General features: G+C 74.3%; 13 protein-coding genes. 7 read left to right on the forward strand and 6 right to left on the reverse strand.

What is annotated here, in order from left to right:
• Window positions 1-158: 158 nt before the first annotated feature.
• The 6 genes from C229_RS0125440 to C229_RS0125465 all read right to left on the reverse strand — a co-directional run bounded on the left by C229_RS0125440 (window position 159) and on the right by C229_RS0125465 (window position 8781).
• Window positions 159-1445, reverse strand: coding sequence for an LGFP repeat-containing protein (locus tag C229_RS0125440; RefSeq protein WP_240487393.1), 1287 nt, complete (start codon window positions 1443-1445; stop codon window positions 159-161).
• Between the two features lie 490 nt (window positions 1446-1935).
• Window positions 1936-2310 (reverse strand): hypothetical protein, encoded by a 375-nt coding sequence (locus tag C229_RS0125445; protein ID WP_155885040.1) that lies wholly within the window; start codon window positions 2308-2310, stop codon window positions 1936-1938.
• 459 nt (window positions 2311-2769) lie between these two features.
• On the reverse strand, window positions 2770-3915 hold the full coding sequence (locus tag C229_RS0125450; RefSeq protein ID WP_018657944.1) for a CaiB/BaiF CoA transferase family protein: 1146 nt from the start codon (window positions 3913-3915) through the stop codon (window positions 2770-2772).
• A gap of 88 nt (window positions 3916-4003) precedes the next feature.
• Window positions 4004-5734, reverse strand: coding sequence for a SigE family RNA polymerase sigma factor (locus tag C229_RS31855; RefSeq protein ID WP_018657945.1), 1731 nt, complete (start codon window positions 5732-5734; stop codon window positions 4004-4006).
• A gap of 109 nt (window positions 5735-5843) precedes the next feature.
• Window positions 5844-7388 carry a hypothetical protein gene (locus C229_RS0125460; RefSeq protein WP_018657946.1) on the reverse strand — a complete coding sequence of 515 codons (1545 nt, stop codon included), beginning with the start codon at window positions 7386-7388 and terminating at the stop codon, window positions 5844-5846.
• Between the two features lie 136 nt (window positions 7389-7524).
• Window positions 7525-8781 (reverse strand): acyltransferase family protein, encoded by a 1257-nt coding sequence (locus tag C229_RS0125465; protein ID WP_018657947.1) that lies wholly within the window; start codon window positions 8779-8781, stop codon window positions 7525-7527.
• Window positions 8782-8914: 133 nt separating this feature from the next.
• Here C229_RS0125465 and C229_RS31860 point away from each other — a divergent pair, with 133 nt between their 5' ends.
• The 7 genes from C229_RS31860 to C229_RS0125500 all read left to right on the forward strand — a co-directional run bounded on the left by C229_RS31860 (window position 8915) and on the right by C229_RS0125500 (window position 18768).
• Entirely contained in the window at window positions 8915-9853 is a 939-nt protein-coding gene (locus tag C229_RS31860; protein ID WP_033424772.1) for a DUF5996 family protein, read from the forward strand.
• A 73-nt stretch (window positions 9854-9926) separates the two neighbouring features.
• A complete protein-coding gene (locus tag C229_RS0125475) occupies window positions 9927-10658 on the forward strand; it encodes a M50 family metallopeptidase (protein ID WP_018657949.1) in 732 nt (243 codons plus the stop codon).
• Window positions 10659-10719: 61 nt separating this feature from the next.
• The gene (locus tag C229_RS0125480; RefSeq protein WP_026314160.1) at window positions 10720-11991 is read left to right on the forward strand and encodes an SWIM zinc finger family protein; all 1272 of its coding nucleotides are present in this window, start codon (window positions 10720-10722) and stop codon (window positions 11989-11991) included.
• On the forward strand, window positions 11988-13556 hold the full coding sequence (locus tag C229_RS31865; protein ID WP_018657951.1) for a DUF5691 domain-containing protein: 1569 nt from the start codon (window positions 11988-11990) through the stop codon (window positions 13554-13556). The genes C229_RS0125480 and C229_RS31865 overlap by 4 nt, the downstream gene beginning before the upstream one ends.
• Window positions 13553-14638, forward strand: coding sequence for an ATP-binding protein (locus C229_RS0125490; RefSeq protein ID WP_018657952.1), 1086 nt, complete (start codon window positions 13553-13555; stop codon window positions 14636-14638). The genes C229_RS31865 and C229_RS0125490 overlap by 4 nt, the downstream gene beginning before the upstream one ends.
• On the forward strand, window positions 14635-17277 hold the full coding sequence (locus C229_RS0125495) for a DUF5682 family protein (RefSeq protein ID WP_018657953.1): 2643 nt from the start codon (window positions 14635-14637) through the stop codon (window positions 17275-17277). The genes C229_RS0125490 and C229_RS0125495 overlap by 4 nt, the downstream gene beginning before the upstream one ends.
• A gap of 339 nt (window positions 17278-17616) precedes the next feature.
• Window positions 17617-18768, forward strand: a complete 1152-nt coding sequence (locus tag C229_RS0125500; RefSeq protein ID WP_018657954.1) for a VWA domain-containing protein — start codon at window positions 17617-17619, stop codon at window positions 18766-18768.
• Window positions 18769-19215: the final 447 nt, after the last annotated feature.

Raw genomic sequence — 19215 nt, forward strand, 5'->3', positions numbered from 1 at the left:
CCACGGTGAAACCGTCCACGCAGGCGACGCGGGACGGTGGCTGAGGGGCGTCGAGTTGCCGGGGTCGCCGCGGTTGCGAGTGGGGCCGGCGCCCCGGTCCGGATCGTCGGGTTCGGACGAGCGGGCGGGGCGCCGGTGGGCCGGCGGCGGGGGCGGGGTCAGCCGCAGTTCATCGCGGCGTCGGTTCCCTCGCCGTAGCGGGTGCAGGTGTGCTGGGCGCCCTTGAGGTCACCGATGTCGGTCTGCCCGACGCGGCCTAGCCAGTGCACCTCGGGGGCGTCGGAGGTGGCCTTCAGGTTCGGGTAGCGCAGGAATTCCCAGGAGGGGAACTTGTCCTTGGTGGTCTTGACGTCGAAGGTGGAGGTGTTCTGGATGACCGGGCCACCGGGAATGTAGGTGTGGGGGGTCAGCCAGATGGTCGCGTTGATCCGTCCGAAGTTGGACAGTTCGGGGTAGCCCGACTGGGAGAAGCCGTTGACCAGGGAGATGTCGATGCGGGCGCCTCCGTTGCCGTCGGGCTCGACCCAGTATTCGTTCTGCTCCAGGTCGTTGCTCTCGCTGATGACCTTGGCGTGCGGAGTCCGCACCAGGGGCTTGGCGTTCCAGCAGTTGACCCACCGGAAGCACGAATGCTCGACGTAGACCCCCACCCGGCCGGTGGCGGTGTCCCAGGCGATGGTTCCCTTGGCGCCGGCCTCGGGGTTGGTGCTGAACGAGCGGTGCTCGCCGATCTCGTTGTAGAACTGCGTGGTGTTGGCGATGAAACCGCGCGCCAGGACGATTCCGCGATCGGCCCCCTTGGGCAGCAGGACCGCGTTAGCCGCCTGGTCACCGGGGTTCGCGCCGCCGTCGAGGTATTTCGACTTGGCCCGCTGCCACTGTGGGTTCACGGCCTCGTTCGGCGCCCAGCCGATCGGGCCTCTCTCGAAATTCTGCCCGAACCCATGCTCCGGGCTCGTACTGGGGGCCTCGTCGGTGACCGGATAGCCGTACGGGCCGTTCTCCCAGCCCGCGGCGCCCCACTTCTCCCCGATCTTGCCCCACACCGGGTGCGCGCCGTTGGAGCGGCTCGGATGCCAGTAGATCGTGCCGCCCTCGAACTCCTGGCGCTTGCCGGCGCCGTCGGAGTTGGTGAACTCGTCGTTCTTGGGGAAGCCGAGTTTGCCGCCCTCCCAGCCGAACTGGCCCCACTTGTCACCGATCGCGCCCCACACCGGGTGCGCCCCGGTGCCGGAGGTCCAGTAGATCGTTCCACCGTCGAACGTCGTGAACTTGCCGCGCCCGTTCGGGGTGGTCTGCTCATACGATCGCGGGCATCCGAGCGGACTGCCGGGGCCGCCGATCTCATCGTACTTGGCCTGGATCGCGCCCAGGACGTCGTAGGGACGGCCGCAGTACCGCCCGTCGGCGTTCGCGGACGGCGGTGACATCACCGTCGCGGTCACGGCCGCCAGGGCCAGCACAGCGCACCGATTCAGTGCCCGGAGACGCATCAGTACCACCTGTCTCTCGAAGTTCGGGCCGCTCCGGCGGAACGGCTCGGTGGGAGCCGAGAAGAGGGAACGACAGGTGCCGACGGTAGGTCAAAAGAACAACGTTGTCTATAAGTGCAGGCCACGAGCCCCATCACGCCGAGAACGGCCCCGGGAACCCGTCCCGGGGCCGTCCCGTCCGTCGGCTCCGGGGTCGAGACGCCGACCGTGGGAGTCAGCCCGTCCGGGCGGCAGTCGCCGGACGCGGCCGGGCGGGTGCTGCCGTCGTCACCACCGTTGACGGCCAGGGGGTCGGGGCCGAACGAGTTGAGCGCGATGATGTCGTCGGCCATCCTCCCGTTGACGCCGTTCGCCGCCGGCCACGGTGAAGGGATGGGCACCGGAACTGCTGCCGCTGGTGTAGTTCAGGTAGACCGCGCCGGGCTTGTACGTCTGTCCCTGCTCAGCGATTCGCGGCCCAGACACCGTTGGTCCTGCGCAGGTGGGTGCGGACCTTCAGCGAACAGTTGTGCACGTTCCGGGCTGCGTAGTCGGCCACGTTCCGGTCGCGGCGGTAGTTCCAGCGGCTCGTGTTCTCGAAGAGCGCCAGGCTCGCCTGGCCTCCCGTAGACGACACGCCGAGTTGAAACGAACCGCTGCGCCGAATCTCCGACGTATACTCCGCTACCTCGTTATGGTCAACGACCACGGCGGCGACCTCGGCCTTGTGGGCAAGAAACTCTTCGCCGTTGAAATACCGGTACTTGCGGATCTCCCGGATCACCAGGTATGCCGGGTACGCCAGCACCATCGCCAGGACGACGAACCAAAGCTCCATGGTGGTGATGCTAGCGACACACACCGGCAATCACTTGGCAAACAAATCAACGCCGCCCCCTCGAAGACCGCAGGAACCACGGCGCGATGTCCGATTTCATCACCGCGCCCGCGAGTTTGCCTCAGCCGTGGCCATCGGTGCCCCGCACTGGCGCAGCGGCGCCGCCGTCACCGCGAACCCGACGCCGAGGCACGCTCCCCACGGGGTTCGTCACCGGCTCCCATGTCCGCGACGCGGACGTGATCTCCTCGGCCTGCATCACGCGCCGAATTCCACCTGTTCGGCTTCCTGTCCACCAGCATCCGAATAGGCGGACGTCACCGGCACTGTAACCGTCCAGATCCTTGAGGCCGTGGCGGAGAGACCGTCATCGGGTTCTCGTACCTCTTCGTGCTCCTTGAAGCGGCCGGAGGATGGACCGCAGGCCCGCCCGCGCGCCGGGCGGGCCTGCGGAGTTCGTCAGCCCTGGACGACCGCGCCGCCGTCCAGGAGCGTGTCGGCGTCGGTGAAGCCGAGGTCGTCCAGGATCGCGCGGGTCTGGCCGCCGGGGAGGACCGGGCGGCCGTCGGTGTCGCCCGGGGTCCGGGAGAAGCGCGGCGCGGGGGCGGGCTGGCGGTGGCCCTCGCGTTCCACGAAGACGTCGCGTTCGGTGTTGTAGGGGTGCTCAGCGGCCTCGCGCAGCGACAGGACGGGCGCCACGCACGCGTCGCCGGGCAGGAAGACCTGCGCCCACTCGTCGCGGGTGCGTTCCTTGAACGTCGCGGCGAAGCGGTCGCGCAGCTCGCCCCAGCGGTCGCGGTCGTGCTGGCCGGGCAGGTCGGCGCCGTCCAGGCCGAGGCCCTTGAGCAGCGCCGCGTAGAACTGCGGCTCGATCGCGCCGACCGCGACGTGCCCGCCGTCGGCCGTCTCGTACACGTCGTACCAGGGGGCGCCGGTGTCGAGCATGTTGACGCCGCGCTCGTCCTGCCAGAGGCCGCCCGCCATGAAGCCGTGGATGAACGTGGACAGGTGGGCGGTGCCGTCCACGATGGCGGCGTCCACGACCTGGCCGCGTCCGCTCACCTTGGACTCCAGCAGCGCCGCCAGCACGCCCGTGACCAGGTACATGCTGCCGCCGGCGAAGTCGCCGAGCAGGTTCATCGGCACCTGCGGCGGGCCGTCCGCGCGGCCGATCGCGTGCAGCGCGCCGGTGACGGCGATGTAGCCGATGTCGTGGCCCGCGCTCTGCGACAGCGCGCCCTCCTGGCCCCAGCCGGTCATCCGGCCGTAGACCAGGCGCGGGTTGCGCTCCAGGCAGGCGTCGGGGCCGAGGCCGAGCCGCTCGGTGACGCCGGGACGGAAGCCCTCCAGCAGCACGTCGGACCGCTCGACCAGGCGGAGCACGACGTCGCGTCCGGCGTCGCTCTTGAGGTCGATCGCGATGGAGCGCTTGCCCCGGTTCGTGAAGTCGGTGCCTCCGAAGCGTCCACCGCCCCCCACCGCCGACGCCCGGTCCACCCGGATCACGTCGGCGCCGAGGTCGGCCAGGAGCATCGCCGCGAACGGCCCCGGCCCGATCCCCGCCAGCTCGATGACCCTGATCCCGGACAGCGGACCCTTGCCCATCTGCCACCCCTTTCCCTGCACCGGCGCTGAATCTGGTTCGGTTACGGGGTCCAGTGTGCCCGATGTCCGTAAGCGCGCGCTGACCGGGTCATTGCAGCACGGGCACGGCCTCGCCCCCCGCGCGGGCGGTGAGCGTCACGGCACCGGCCGGAGGCCGTACCGCGACCGGACCGCGCGCCGTCAGCAGGCCCCCGGCGACCGCCGGGCGCGCGAACGGGCCCCGCGCCGCCAGGACGGTGACGCGGCGGCTCCCCGCCGCGAGATAGTGCCAGCGACCCTGCGGCGACCGCCACCAGGCACCGCTGGCGACGTCACGGGCGAGGCGGCTACAGTCCCACGTCCCCGACCGCGCGCCGGTGACGGTGCCGCCGCGCGCGTCCAGCAGAACGGCGCGGACGGCGCTGCCGCCGTCGGTGAACGCGTACCGGACGCACACCCAGCGCCCCGTGCCGCCCCCGTCGGGCAGCCGACCGGCCCAGAACTCGAACGCCGTCGCGGACTCCACGTCCGCGCGCTCGCGCAGCGTGGTCGGCGCGGCGGCCGTGCAGCCGAGCCGCGCCCACAGCGCGAAGCCCTCCGGGCGCGCCTCGGGCTCCCCGTCGATCTGGTGCGGGCCGAGGCGGCGGACGGGAGCGGGCGGGGGCGGCTGGTAGAGCAGGTTCGCCGAGGTCAGCGCACCGAGATCGGTCATCGTGTAGGGGCGCCCGTGCGCGATCTCGGGCTGCCGGAGCTGGAGGACGGGCCCGCGCCAGCAGCGTCCCCCGGCCGCCGGGATCGGCGCGGTGACGCCGCCGCGCACCGGGACGGTGCGCCAGCGGGCCGTCCCGGCGAGTTCCGCGGTGCGGACGCCGGTCACCCACGGCGGCACCAGGTAGCGGCCGGGGGCCAGCTCCAGCGGGCTCGCGCCGCCGGGCAGCGTCCGGCCCGCCGGGAAGGTCTCCAGTCTCGCGCCGGTGCGGCGGGCGACGCGGCGTCCGTCGTGCAGCAGGACGATCCGCCGCCCGTCCAGCTCCCCCGCGTACAGCAGGCTCGGGCGTTCGGCGGGCGGCCCGCCCGGGTCGGCCCGCCAGGCGCGGACGGCCGCGCCGGTCAGCTCCGCGTCGCCGGTCCCGGCGCCGCGCGGGTTCCACGCGTGCAGGTCGAGGCGGGTGGTGCGGCGCCAGGTGCCCGCCGCGACGGTCGCGGGACGTTCCAGGCGCGTGTCGCCGAACGCCGTGCGCGCGCCGTCGCCGCCGAGGCCGCCGGTGGCGACGGCAAGCCCGGCCAGGACGACCAGCGCGGCGGCCACGGCGCCGAGGCCGAGCGGCAGCCGGCTGCGCCGGGGCGCGGCCGACAGCCGGGCGATCGTCGGGTCGAGCGGCGGCCGGGCGAAACGCGTCGCGGCGTCCTGCGCGGGCTGCTCGCCGCCGAGCGCGTCGGCGGCGGCGAGCGCGCCCGCCGGGTCGGGCACGCCGAGCGTGGACAGCCGGACGTGCGTCGCCTCGGGCGGCAGTTCCTCGACGTGCCGGAGCACGAACGCGGCCCGCTGGCCGGGCGTCAGCGCGGCGAGCCCGCCGGTGAGGCGCAGGTCGTCGTCGCGGGGCGCGGCGGGACGGGCGCGCAGCCACGGGCCGAGCCGCGCGCGGCGGCGGCCGGGGCCGCGCAGCGCCCGGCGCAGGACGCGGTCGCGCGCGGCCGGGTACGTCTCGTCGGTGAGTTCCTGCGGGGCGGCGCGGTGGACGATCCGGTGCGCGGCGGCCAGCCGGTCCTCGGGCTCCAGATCACCGGGCAGGACGAGGTAGGCCAGCCGGACCAGCCGCCGGTAGTGCGTGTCGGGCACGGTCGGGAACTCCTCGGCTGCGGGGGACGGGAAGGTCCGATCGTGCCGCGCCTTTCCTCCCCGACGAAGGAGAAAGAAAGAATGCGGGGTGATTAGAGAATTGTCGCGGTCAGCCCATTCGGGCGGAAATGGCGACCCGTGTCTCGGGGCGCGCTCCCCCGGCCGGGCCGCGCGCCACGAGCAGCCGCCCGTCCCGCGTCCGCTCGCGGGGAGCGCCCTCGGCGTCGGGCACGAACCCCGGCGCGGCGGCCGACAGGTGGTACCAGCGCCGCGACGGCGCCTGCCACCACGTCCCCGCCACCGGACGCCGGTCGTCGCACCAGCCCGTCGGCTGGTCGCCGTGCGGCGCCAGCAGCGCCGCCTGCGCGGTCGTGCCGCCACCGGTGAACGTCAGCCGGGTGCACGACCAGTCGGCCCGGCCGCCGCCGTGCGGCAGCTCCCCTGACCAGAACGACCACGCCGCCGCGGCCGTCACCGGGCGCGCGGGCCGGGGCAGCAGGCAGCCCAGCCGCTGCCACCGCGCGATCCCCGCCGCGTCCAGCCGGTCGCCGGGACGCCCGCCGGTGCGGTACGTGAGCCGGACCGGGCGCGGTCCGCCCAGTTCACCGACGGTGCGGACGCCGTCCGGCCCGTGCAGCTCGAACAGCGGGCCGCGCCCGCACCGGGTCGGCGGGACGACCGGCGCCGTCACACCGAAGCGCAGCGGCACGGCCCGGCCGGACGACAGCGTCGCCCGGGTGTCCCACGGGGCGAGCAGGTACCGGCCGGAGCCGACCGCGACGGGCGCGTCCCGGTCGGTGCCGCCCGTCGCGATGTCGGCCACCCCGGCGGGGTCGGCGTAGCGGGCGATGCGCCCGCCGCGCCGCAGCACCACGACCGGCACCTCGTCCAGGCGTCCCGCGTACAGCAGCCGCACCTCGCCCTTGCCCGCCCCCGTCGCGGCGAAGGCGGCCAGCGCGCGCCGGGTCAGCGCGCGGTCGCCGGTGAGTTCGCCGCGCGCGGGCCAGGCGTCCAGCGTGCGGTGGCCGTGCCGCCAGGCGTCGGGCGCGGCGCTGACGAGCGTGAGGCCGCCCGCCGAGGCCGACCGTTCGCCGCCCGGACCGCCCTCGCCCGCCAGCAGCGCCCCGGCGAGCGTCGCCAGCAGCGCCACCCCAGCCGCGAGCGGGATCATCGAGCGCGTCCGCACCGGACGGGCGCGGCCGGGCGGGAACGGCGCCGGCCACGACGGCGGGTCGGGGACGCGGGCCGCCTCCTCCATCACCGCCTGCGGGTCGCGGACGCCGAGCGCGGTGAGCTGGTCGCGGACCTCGAACGGGGGCAGGCCCGCCAGCCGCTCCAGCACGTAGGCGACGCGGACGTGCGGGGCGAGGGCGGCGAGCAGCGCGCTGACCTCCGGTTCGGGCAGCGGGAGCGGCAGCGCGCGGAGCCACGGCCCGAGACCCGCGCGCAGCCGCCGCGGCGGGCGCAGCGCCCGGCGCAGCACCCGCGTCCGCCGCACGTGCGGGGAGCGGCGGCGTCCGGTGACGGCGGCGTCCGCGATGCGGCGGGCCAGCGCGATCCGGTACGTGCGGCGGCCCTCGGCCGGCAGTACGAGATACGCGAGCCACACCAGATCGCCGTATCGCGTCCCGGCCACCGGTCTCTTCTCCGGCATCGCGCCTCTCCTCCGTTCCCCCGACATCGGCGGAACCGAGATTAGGCAGGTGAGAGCACACGCGGCGGGGAATTGGGGGAACGCTGAACCGAGACGGACGGCATTTCATGGAATGCCCTTTTTATTCGCCGCCGGTTCAGCTCCGGGCCGACGGCTCCGGCGCGGGCGAGGACGCCGGGACGGCGCCGGGCGAGGGCGGGCCGGGGTCGGCGCGGCGCGCCACCCGGCGGCCGAGGCGCTGCATCGGCGTCTCCACGAGGCGGTGGGTGACGGCGCTGAGCGCCACGACCGCCACCAGGTACCCCGCCATCCACCACGGGTTGTCGCGCTCGGGACGCCAGATCGTCCCGTCGCTGAGCGCGAGCACGAGCGGATGCAGCAGGTAGACCGAGTAGCTGATCACGCCCAGCCAGGCCAGGACGCGCGGCATCCGCCGGTCGCGCAGCGCCATCGCGGCGGCGAACGCGGCCACCGCCAACAGCACCGCCGAGTTCCAGGCGCGGCCCGCGTTGTCGTCCACCATGTCGGGACTGCCCCAGCGGCCGAGGACGAGGGCGGCGGTGACCGTCCCGACTCCGGCCAGCGCCACCCAGCGCCAGGCCAGCTCGCCCTGGTCGGCGCGGTGCACGGCCGTCCCGAGGAACATCATGGCGAGCAGGACGAGGCCCTGCCACGCCTCGATCCGGCTGTTGAACAGCACGACGGCCAGGCCCGTCGCCCCGCCCAGCAGGGCGCCCGCCCGGGCCACGCCCGGACGGCGCGAGCACGCCAGCACGATCGAGAGCACCACCGCGACCGTCACGACCACGACCGCCGGACGGAGGCCGAGGCCCCGCGTCAGCGCGAGCGTCGGCAGCAGCGGCCCGATCGCCAGCGCGGTGCCCGCGACGGCGAGCGTCACCGTCGCCGACCTGCGGTGCACCCGCAAGGCGAACAGGCCCACGACCAGCAGATAGAAGATCATCTCGTAGGAGAGCGTCCACAGCACGTTGAGCGCGCTCGGCACCGACAGCAGGTCCTGGAGCATCGTCAGATGGGCCAGGACCGCCGCCACCGGGTCGAATCCCTCCCCCAGCCGCTCCTCCATCGGCGACAGGCCCGTCACGCCGAGCACGACGAACCCGCCGAGCGCCACCAGCAGCAGCGGATGGATGCGGAACAACCGGCCGATCCAGAACCGCCGCACCGAACCGGTGCGTTCCAGCGAGGCCGGGATGATGAAGCCGCTCACGAGGAAGAAGACCAGCACGCCCCAGATGCCCGGGCTGAACTGGTCGATATAGCCCCTGCGCAGCTCCGGGAGGTAGTGGAACGTCCCGTGGTGGAAGGCGACGGCGAGGGCGCCGATCCCGCGCAGCACGTCCAGCCACGCCAGGCGGTGGGCGGGGGACAAAGGCGCACGAGGTGAGATCTCCACAGCGTGCCCCACCATAGGGTCACAAACCGGCTGAGCCAAAGTCGGGGGCACGGAGGCGCCGGTGGGATCATTGCGGCTAGCCGAAGCCGAGAAGGGGTACGCCCGCACCATGACCGACACGTCGTCGTCCAAGCTCCCCGCCCTGCCCTATCCGGCGTGGTCGTCCACCAAGGACACCCTGCACCTGTGGACGCAGATCGTCGGCAAGGTGCAGCTCGCCGCCGCGCCCCGCCGCAACCACTGGTGGCACACCACGCTGCGCGTCGACGAGCAGGGGTACACCACCGGCCGCATGGTCCACGCCGGGATCAGCTTCCGGATCGCGTTCGACCTGGTGCGGCACCGCGTCGTCGTGCACACCGCCGGACGCGAGGACGCGATCCCGCTGCGCGACGGCATGTCCGTCGCGTCCTTCCACGACGAGCTGTTCGCGCTGCTGCGCGAACTCGGCGTGGACGTCGCGATCAAGGCCGAGCCGTACGGCGTCCCGATGACGACGCCGTTCGCCGACGACATCGAGCACGCGTCCTACGACCGCGCCGCCGTCGAGGACTTCCACCGCGCTCTCACCTGGGTGGACGGCGCGTTCCGCGAGTTCCAGGGCTGGTTCAGCGGCAAGGCCAGCCCGGTGCAGCTCTTCTGGCACAGCTTCGACCTGGCGACCGCCCGCTTCTCCGGCCGCGCCGCTCCCCCGATGGCCGGCGCCGACCCCGTCGCCCGCGAGGCGTACAGCCACGAGGTGATCAGCTTCGGCTGGTGGCCCGGCGACGCCGCCCTCGACGAACCGGCCTTCTACTCCTACACCCACCCCGAGCCCGCCAGGCTGACCGGGCAGCCGCTCCTGCCCGGGGACGCCGCCTGGACGCCCACCGGCACGACGCACCAGGCCCGCGTCGCGTGGACCCCCGTCCGCGACGCCGCCGACCCGCGCGGGACGCTGCTGGACTTCCTGCAGAGCGCCTACGAGGCCGGCGCCGTGGCGGCGGGCTGGCCCTACGACGAACTGCACCCCGACTGGTGCCCCGAGCGCGGCCGGGTCCAGCGATAACGCGCGACTGAACGCGAGCCTTATCCCGGACGTCCTAGTCTGTGTCATCGCGGCGAGGAATCCGGAGTGGGGCTTGGGCACCGATCTGAACACGAACGAGGCGGACCTGTTCGACCGCCTGACGAGCACGCAGCCGGGACCGGACTGGTGGCTGGTCCTCCTGGTGGGGGCGCTGGCGCTCGGCGCCGTCTCGCACCGGGGGCTGTGGGGGGTCACGCGCAACATCGTCACGATCGCGCACGAGGGCGGGCACGCCCTCGCCGCGCTGCTCACCGGGCGCAAGCTGGACGGCATCAAGCTGCACTCGGACACGTCCGGCGTGACGGTCTCGCGCGGCAAACCGCACGGTCCCGGGATGGTGTTCACCGCGCTCGCCGGTTACGTCACGCCGCCGCTGCTCGGACTGCTTTTCGCGGCGCTGCTGGCCGCCGGGCGGATCACGCTCATGCTGTGGTTCTCGCTGGCGCTGCTCGGCGCGATGCTCATCATGATCCGCAACGTGTACGGGGTGCTGTCGGTCGTCGGCACCGGCGCGGTGATCTTCGTGGTGTCATGGGTGACCGGGCCGCAGATCCAGGCGGCGTTCGCCTATCTCGCGGCGTGGTTCCTGCTGTTCGCGGGCACCCGCCCGGTGATCGAACTCCAGCGGATGCGCAAGCGCCGCATGGCCCCGACGTCGGACGCCGACCAGCTCGCCCACCTCACCGGGGTACCCGGGCTGACGTGGGTGGGGCTGTTCCTCGTCGTCGCGCTGGGCTCGCTCGGGCTCGGCGTCCTGCTGCTCGCGCCGGAGCTGCCGGGCTGAAGTTATCCACAGCCTGCGTGAGGGCCGGAAAGTGTCGGACGCGGGGGCTAGTTTCGGTTCCGTGAGCGAGCGCTGGAGTTCCGAACACGTGCGCGGGCTGGCGCCCGACGCCGCGTCCGCCAAGGCGGCGGCGACGGTCGCCAAGCCGGCCAAATGGTCCGGGCTGGGCTGCGACGGCGAGGCCGTCTGGGGCGAGTGCCAGGGCAGCGGGCAACGCGGCTATCAGGCGTGCGCCGATCTGACCGAGCCCGCCTACCGCTGCTCGTGCCCCAGCCGCAAGTTCCCGTGCAAGCACGTGCTCGGGCTGCTACTGCTGTGGAGCGCCGGCACCGTCCCCGAGGGCGGCCGGGCGCCGTGGGCCGCCGAGTGGCTCGACCGGCGGCGAGAGCGGACCGCCGCTGCCCCGGCGAAGCCGAAGGCGGCCGATCCGAAGACGGCCGAGCGCCGCGAGGCGCGCGTCGCCGCCGGGCTCGACGACCTCGACCGCTGGCTCTGCGACCAGGTCGCGCAGGGGCTCGCCGCCACCGAGAGCGCCCCCTACCGCCTCTGGGACGATCTGGCCCGGCGCCTCGTCGACGCGCAGGCCGGGGCGCTGGCCGGTCAGGTCCGGTCGCTCGCGGCGCTGCCGCGACGGCCCGGCTGGCCGGACGAACTGCTCACCGAGTACGCGCTGCTGCGGCTGCTCACCCGCGCCGCCCGCCGTCCCGACCTGCCCACGGGGTTGCGCGCCACCGTCCGCTCCCGCACGGGTTTCACCGTCCCGCAGGAGGAGGTGCTGGCCTCCGGCGAGCGGGTCCGCGGCCGCTGGCACGTCCTCGGCACCCGGAGTTCCGAACAGGAGCAGCTCACCGTGCGGCGCACCTGGCTGGCGTCGCAGGAGGGGCGCCCCGCGCTGCTGCTGGCCTTCGCCGCGCCCGGCCGCGCGGTGGAGCCCGCGCCGCCCACGGGCACCGCGCTCGACGCCGAGCTGGCCTTCTATCCGGGCGCGGCGCCGCTCCGCGCCGTCGTCGCCGAGCAGCACGGCGTCCCCGTCCCGGCCCTTCCGCCGGGCGGCACCGTCGCCGACGCCCGCGCCGCCTTCGCCGCCGCCCTCGCCGCCGAACCCTGGCTGGACGCCTGGCCCGTCGTCCTCACCGGCGTCCACCTCGCCCGTTCCGCCGACAACCCCTGCGCGCAGGACGCCACCGGCACGGTGCCCCTGCGCACGGCCGACTTCTGGCGGCTCGCCGCCGTCTCCGGCGGCGAGCCCGTCACCCTGACGGGCGAGTGGACTCCGCAGGGCCTCACCGTCCTGGCCTGCCACCACCCCACCGAAGGAACGGTGATCGTGTGACCCGCGAGAACGCCTGGGACGATCATGTCGGTGCGGCGCTGCTCGGCACCGGGCGGCGCACGCCCGCGCCGCTGCCCGAGGCACCCGAACCCGACGGCGACGCGGCCGGGAGGCTGCTCGATCAGGCCGCCGTCCTGGCCGTCGGGCGGCGCGCCGGGCTGCTGCCGCACGTGCCGGACGACGTCGAAGTCCTCGCCCCGGCGCCGCCGGAGGAACTGCCGGTCGTCCCGGCCGCGGCCGCGCAGCGGCTGGACGGGCTGTTGCAGGCGCCCGGCGCCGATCCGTCGCGCGCCGAATGGCTGGAGACCGCCGCGCGGCTCGGGCTGCGCGTCCCGCCCGCGCTGCTGCCCGCCGTCCTCGATCTCGGCCGCGACGGCGCCGGGCGTCCGCTGCGTCCCGTCATCGCGCGGGTCGCGGGGCGGCGCGGCGTCTGGCTCGCCCTCCAGAACCCGCGCTGGGCCTATCTCCTCGGGTACACCGGCGACGCCCCCGAGGCCGACGACATCTGGCAGACCGGCACCCGCGACCAGCGCGCCGCCCACCTGGAGAACCTGCGCGGCACCGACCCCGCCGCCGCGCGCGAAGCCCTGCTGGAGGTGTGGGAGTCCGAGCCCGCCCCGGCGCGCGCCGCGTTCCTCGCCACGTTCGCCACCGGCCTCTCCCTCGCCGACGCCGCGTTCCTGGAGGACGCGCTGACCGACCGCGGCAAGGACGTCCGCCAGCACGCCGCCGACCTCCTGGCCGCCCTGCCCGGCACCGCCTACGGCGCCCGCATGGCCGAACGCGCCCGCGACTGCCTCCGCCGTGAGGACGACCGTCTCGTCACCGGCAAACCCGACGCCCACGACGACGCCCTGGCCCGCGACGGCGTCCCCTTCCAGCCCGGCGGCACGTTCCTGCCCGGCCGCAACGTCGGCACCCGCGCGGGCTGGCTCCGCGAGATCCTCTCCCGCACCCCGCTCGCCACCTGGCCCGACCATCTCGGCCTTCCGCCCGAACGACTGGTCACACTCCCCGTCACCGACGCCGCCGACGGGCCCGTCGCGGCGCGCCGGGGCGGGCGGAGCGGGGCCGACGCGGAGGACGCCGTCCACGACGTGCACGTCTCGTGGGCGCAGGCGGCGCTGCGGCAGCGCGACGCGCGGTGGGCGCGGGCGCTGCTCGCGCACGGGGAGGCGAGCCAGCGGCCCGAGATCTTCGGGGAGCTGGTGACGGTCCTGCCGCCCGCCGACCGCGACGGCGCCGCCGCCGTGCTCGCGCGGCGCCTCACCGATCCGGCGCTGCTGTGCCGCGTCCTGCACCGCGTTCCCGGGCCGTGGAGCGGCGAGCTCGCCGCCACGGTCACCGCCGCGCTGGCCGCCCTCGCGGAACGGCCGGGCAACGACGACCGCCGGTCCTTCCCCGGCCTGTGCCACCTGGTGGAGACCCGGCTCGACCCCGCCCTCGCGGCGGACGCCGCCGATCGCTTCGCGGACCTGCCCGCCCCCGCGCAGGAATCCCGGCGCGACGCGCTCGTCGCCGTCCTGCGCACCCGCCACGCCATGATCAAGGAGCTGATCCCGTGAGCCAAGACGCCGTGCTGCGGCCCCACGCCGAGCAGCAGTTCGCCGCCGAACTCGCCGTGCTGGCCGAGCATGACGACCGGCCCCGCCCGCCCGGCTGGCGGCTGTCGCCGTGGGCCGTCACCACGTACCTGCTCGGCGGCGAACTGCCCGGCGGCGCGGTGATCACGCCGAAGTACGTCGGGCCGCGCCGCCTCATGGAGGTCGCCGTCGCCACGCTCGCCACCGACCGGGCGCTGCTGCTACTCGGCGTGCCCGGCACCGCCAAGACATGGGTGTCGGAGCATCTGGCGGCGGCCGTCAGCGGCGACTCGACGCTGCTCGTCCAGGGCACGGCGGGCACCGCCGAAGAGGCCGTCCGGTACGGGTGGAACTACGCCCGGCTGCTCGCTGAGGGGCCTTCCGAGGCCGCGCTGGTCGAGAGCCCGCTGATGCGGGCGATGCGGCGCGGCTCGGTCGCCCGCATCGAGGAACTGACCCGGATGCCGTCCGACGTCCAGGACACGCTGATCACCATCCTGTCCGAGAAGACGCTGCCGGTGCCGGAGCTGAACTCCGAGGTGCAGGCGCGGCGTGGCTTCACCGTCATCGCGACCGCCAACGACCGCGACCGGGGCGTCAACGAGCTTTCCAGCGCGCTGCGCCGCCGGTTCAACACGGTGGTGCTGCCGCTGCCCGAGTCGGTGGACGACGAGGTCGCGATCGTGGCCCGCCGCGTCGAGCAGATCGGGTCGTCGCTGGAACTGCCCGAGACACCGGCGGGCCTGGCGGAGATCCGCCGGGTCGTCACCGTCTTCCGTGAGCTGCGCGGCGGGCTGTCCAGCGACGGCCGCACCAAGCTCAAGTCACCGAGCGGCACGCTGAGCACCGCCGAGGCCATCTCGGTGATCACGAGCGGGCTGGCGCTGGCCGCGCACTTCGGCGACGGCGTCCTGCGCGCGGGCGACGTCGCGGGCGGCATCGTCGGCGCCGTCGTCCAGGACCCGGTGTCCGACCGCGTCGTCTGGCAGGAGTACCTGGAGACGGTCGTGCGCGAGCGCCCCGAGTGGCGTGACTTCTACCGTGCCTGCCGGGAGGTCTCGTGACGCCCGTCCCCGACCCGGTGGTAGAGGTCTTCGGCATCCGCCACCACGGCCCCGGCTCGGCGCGCGCCCTGCGCCGCGCCCTTGAGGACTTCGGCCCCGACGTCGTCCTCATCGAGGGCCCGCCGGAGGCCGACGCCCTCGTCCCCCTGGCCGCCGACCCCGGCATGACGCCCCCGGTCGCGCTCCTGGCCTACACCGTCGACCCGACCCCGTCCGACGCCACGGGCGCAAGCACGAGCAACGCCGCCTTCTGGCCCTTCGCCGACTTCAGCCCCGAATGGCAGGCCCTACGCCACGCCCTCAAAACCGGCGCCCCCACCCGCTTCTTCGACCTCCCCGCCACCCACCTCCTAGCAACCCCCGCCGCTACGAGCACGCCCACCGGCGAGGACACGAACACCGACACGAACAAGACCGCCAACGACAACACGGACGCCGGTAGCAACACGGCCACTGGTACCAGCGCGAACACCGGCAGCAGCACGCCCACCGGCACAAGCACACACGCCGGTGAGAACGCGACCGCCAGTGTGGACACGGACGCCGGTGACGCCGCAGGCGCCACCAGGAGCACGACCGCCGGTGACAGCGCGCGCGCTGGTAGCAACACCGCCACCGGTACGAGCATCCACGCCGGTGAGAACGCGAACGCCGGGGCGGGCGGGAACGCCGGTGACGGCGCGGATGGCGACGTGGCCTCCGGTGCGGGTGCCGGGGGTGGTGAGCCTTCGGTGGTGCGGGGTGAGGGGGCGGCGCGGGCGGTGCGGTTCGATCCGCTGGCGTGGCTGGCGGAGGCGGCCGGGTACGACGATGCGGAGCGGTGGTGGGACGACGTCGTCGAGCATCGGGAAGGCGGGCCGTCCCCGTTCCCGGCGATCGCGGAGGCGATGGGCGAGCTGCGGACGCGCCTGGCCGAGCTGCCCGCCGAGGAGGTCGCCGCCGGTCTGCCGCCCGGCTACCTCACACGGGAGGAACAGCGCGAAGCGCACATGCGGCGCGTCCTGCGGAAGACGAAGCGGGAGGGATTCACCCGCATCGCCGTGGTCTGCGGCGCGTGGCACGTGCCCGCCGTCCTCGCGCGGGTGCCCGTCGCGGAGGACGACCGCGTCCTGCGGGGCCTGCCGAAGACGAAGGTCGCGATGACCTGGGTTCCGTGGACGCACGGCCGCCTCGCGGAGGGCTCCGGGTACGGCGCCGGCGTCCGGTCCCCCGGCTGGTACGCGCACCTGTTCGCGGCGGCCGACCGGCCCGTCGAGCGCTGGCTCACCGAGGCGGCGCGCGTCCTGCGCGACGAGGACCTGCACGTGTCGTCGGCGCACGTCATCGAGGCCGTCCGGCTGGCCGAGACGCTCGCCGTGCTGCGCGGCCGTCCGCTGGCCGGGCTCGACGAGGTCACCGAGGCGACGCTGGCCGTGCTCTGCGAGGGCGACGAGGTGCCGCTCGCGCTGGTACAGCGCCGGATGCTGCTCGGCGAACGGCTCGGCGCCGTCCCCGACGCGACGCCGATGGTGCCGCTGCAACGCGACCTCCAGGCCGCGCAGCGGCGGCTGCGGCTCAAACCGTCCGCGCTCGTGAAGGAGCACGAGTTCGACCTGCGCCGACCCAACGACCGGGAGCGCAGCCGCCTGCTGCACCGGCTGCGCCTGCTGGGCGTCGGCTGGGGCGTCCCGGCGGCCGACGCCGTCCGCTCCAAGGGCACGTTCCGCGAGACGTGGACGCTGGAGTGGCGCCCCGAACTCGACGTCGAGCTGATCGAGGCGGGCGTGTGGGGCGTCACCGTCGCGGAGGCGGCGACGGCCCGCGCGAAGGCCCGCGCGCGCGACGCCGGCACCCTGGCCGACCTCACCGCCCTCGCCGAACAGTGCCTGCTCGCCGACCTCGGCGGCGCGCTCGCGGAGGTGATGCGCGCCGTCGCGGACCGGGCCGCCGTCGACGCCGACGTCGCGCACCTCATGTCCGCGCTGCCCGCCCTGGTGCGCTCCCTGCGCTACGGCGACGTGCGCGGCACCGCCACCGGACCGCTGCGCACGGTGGTGGACGGGCTCGTCGTCCGGATCTGCGTCGGCCTGCCCCCGGCCGTCACCACCCTCGACGACGACGCGGCCCGCGCCCTGCTCGCCCACACCGACGACGTCCACGGCGCTCTGGCCCTGCTGGACGACGACGCCCACCGCGACCGCTGGTTCACGACCCTGCACGGCCTCGCCGACCGCGACTCCCTGCACGGCCTGCTCAGCGGCCGTTTCACTCGCCTGCTGCTCGACGCGGGCCGCCCCCAGGACACCCCCGCCCGCATGGCCCGCGCGGTGTCGGTCGGCGCGCCCCCGTCCCGCGCCGCCGCGTGGGTGGAGGGGTTCCTCGCGGGCGGCGGCCTCGTGCTCGTCCACGACGCCGACCTCCTGGCGCTCCTGGACGCGTGGGTCACCGACCTCCCGCCCGCCACGTTCACCGACGTCCTCCCCCTGCTCCGCCGCACCTTCGGCACCTTCGGCACGGCCGAACGCCGCTCCATCGGCGACCGCCTCCGATCCCCCGCCCCGACCGCCCGCCCCGCCCCCGTCAACGCCCCCGACCCGGCCCTAGCCGAACCGGCCGTCGCCACCGCCCTGCACCTTCTCGGCTGGAAGGTCCCGACATGACCGCCACCCCGCTCCGCCGGAGAACTCCCGACAGCGCGGCGCACCACCCCACCGGTCACCCGGACGCCCACGAGACGTCGCACAGACACCGGAAGACGTCCAAGAAAGGGAAGAGGTGTGTCGCAGCGTCACCGTGCCGCCCGCACACCGAACGGCCCGGACACCCGCCGGAAGACAAGTGGGGACGGCGACGTCCCACGGTCCACGCCGACGTTCGGTGGCCCGGCCGTCAGCGAGGAACCGGCGCGCCGCAGACCCGGGAGCGACGTCCCAGCGGACCGGAGCCTTCACAGGCGCACGAATTTGGATGGTTTGTGATGTTGAGCGGAAGGTCGGGCCATGAGTGACGGGCAGGACGTGGACGAGCGGATGCGGCGCTGGCGGCTGCTGCTCGGCGGCGGCGCCGCGGACGGAACCGGCGTGGCGCTACGCGGCGCGGACGCCAAGATGGACTCCGCTCTGGAGAAGCTCTACGGCGAAGGCACCGGCCGTCGCGGCGCCGGACTCGGTGACTCGGCGCCGACCGTGGCGCGCTGGCTCGGAGACATCCGGACCTACTTCCCGTCCTCGGTCGTGCAGGTGATGCAGAAGGACGCCATCGAACGGCTCGACCTGACGCGCCTGCTGGTCGAACCCGAGATGCTGGACGCGGTGGAACCCGACGTGCACCTCGTCGGGACGCTCCTGGCGCTGAACCGGGTGCTGCCCGACCGGGCACGGTCCTCGGCGCGAGCCGTGGTGACGCGCGTCGTCGCGGAGCTGGAACGGCGCGTCGCCCAGCGGACGCGGTCGGCGATCACCGGCGCGCTGGACCGCTCGTCGCGCACGTCCCGCCCGCGCCGCCTGGCCGACATCGACTGGAACCGCACGATCCGCCTGAACCTGCGCAACTACCTCCCGTCACACGGGACGGTGGTCCCGGAACGCCTCGCCGGTTACGGACGACGCCAGCACGCGGTGAAGCGCGACGTCGTGCTCGCCATCGACCAGAGCGGTTCGATGGCGTCGTCGGTGGTCTACGCGAGCGTGTTCGGGGCGGTCCTGGCGTCGATGCGGGCGTTGAAGACGTCGCTGGTCGTCTTCGACACGTCCGTCGTGGACCTCACACCGGAACTGCACGACCCGGTCGAAGTGCTCTTCGGGACGCAACTGGGCGGCGGCACCGACATCAACCGCGCCGTCGCCTACTGCGAGAGCCTGATCACCCGCCCCACCGACACGATCTTCATCCTGATCAGCGACCTCTACGAGGGCGGCGTACGGGACGAGCTGCTACGCCGCATGGCACGCATGACGGCGGCGGGCGTCCAGGTGATCACCCTCCTGGCCCTCTCCGACGACGGCGCCCCCTCCTACGACCACCGGAACGCCACAGCCCTCTCCGAACTGGGCATCCCCGCCTTCGCCTGCACCCCCGACCACTTCCCCGACCTCATGGCCGCAGCCATCCAACGCCAAGACCTCACCCACTTCACCGACCCCCCACCCTGACCCACGAACGAAGACGAGCCTAAAAGCCAACCAAACCCACCCAGAAACCACCGAACCCGCGACGGCACCGACGACCTGCGAACCCCGCATGCCGCCGAACCCGACCACGCCCCCTGGGCCTCAACCACCCGCCCACGCCAGCGCCAACAACGCCCTCAACGCCACACCACCGAAGCCATCCGACCCCGCGCCGCGACGCGCCACACCGCCCGCGACCCGGCATCCGTCCTCTAAGCCGACCCGACGAGACGCACCGTCAGGGAGGCGTACCCGCCCACGACCAACGCGCGTGTGCCCTAGAGCCGGACCCACCCGCCAGGACGCCGCGCCTTACCGACCCACGCCCACCCCGACACCCAGGCCGCCACAATGGCGCCGACCACGAACACCATCAACGCCCCGCACCACCCACCACGCATGCACGTGCCTCGGAGCCGGGCCGCCCAC

Source organism: Actinomadura flavalba DSM 45200 (assembly GCF_000374305.1).
In the GTDB taxonomy this organism is placed as follows: Bacteria; Actinomycetota; Actinomycetes; order Streptosporangiales; family Streptosporangiaceae; genus Spirillospora; species Spirillospora flavalba.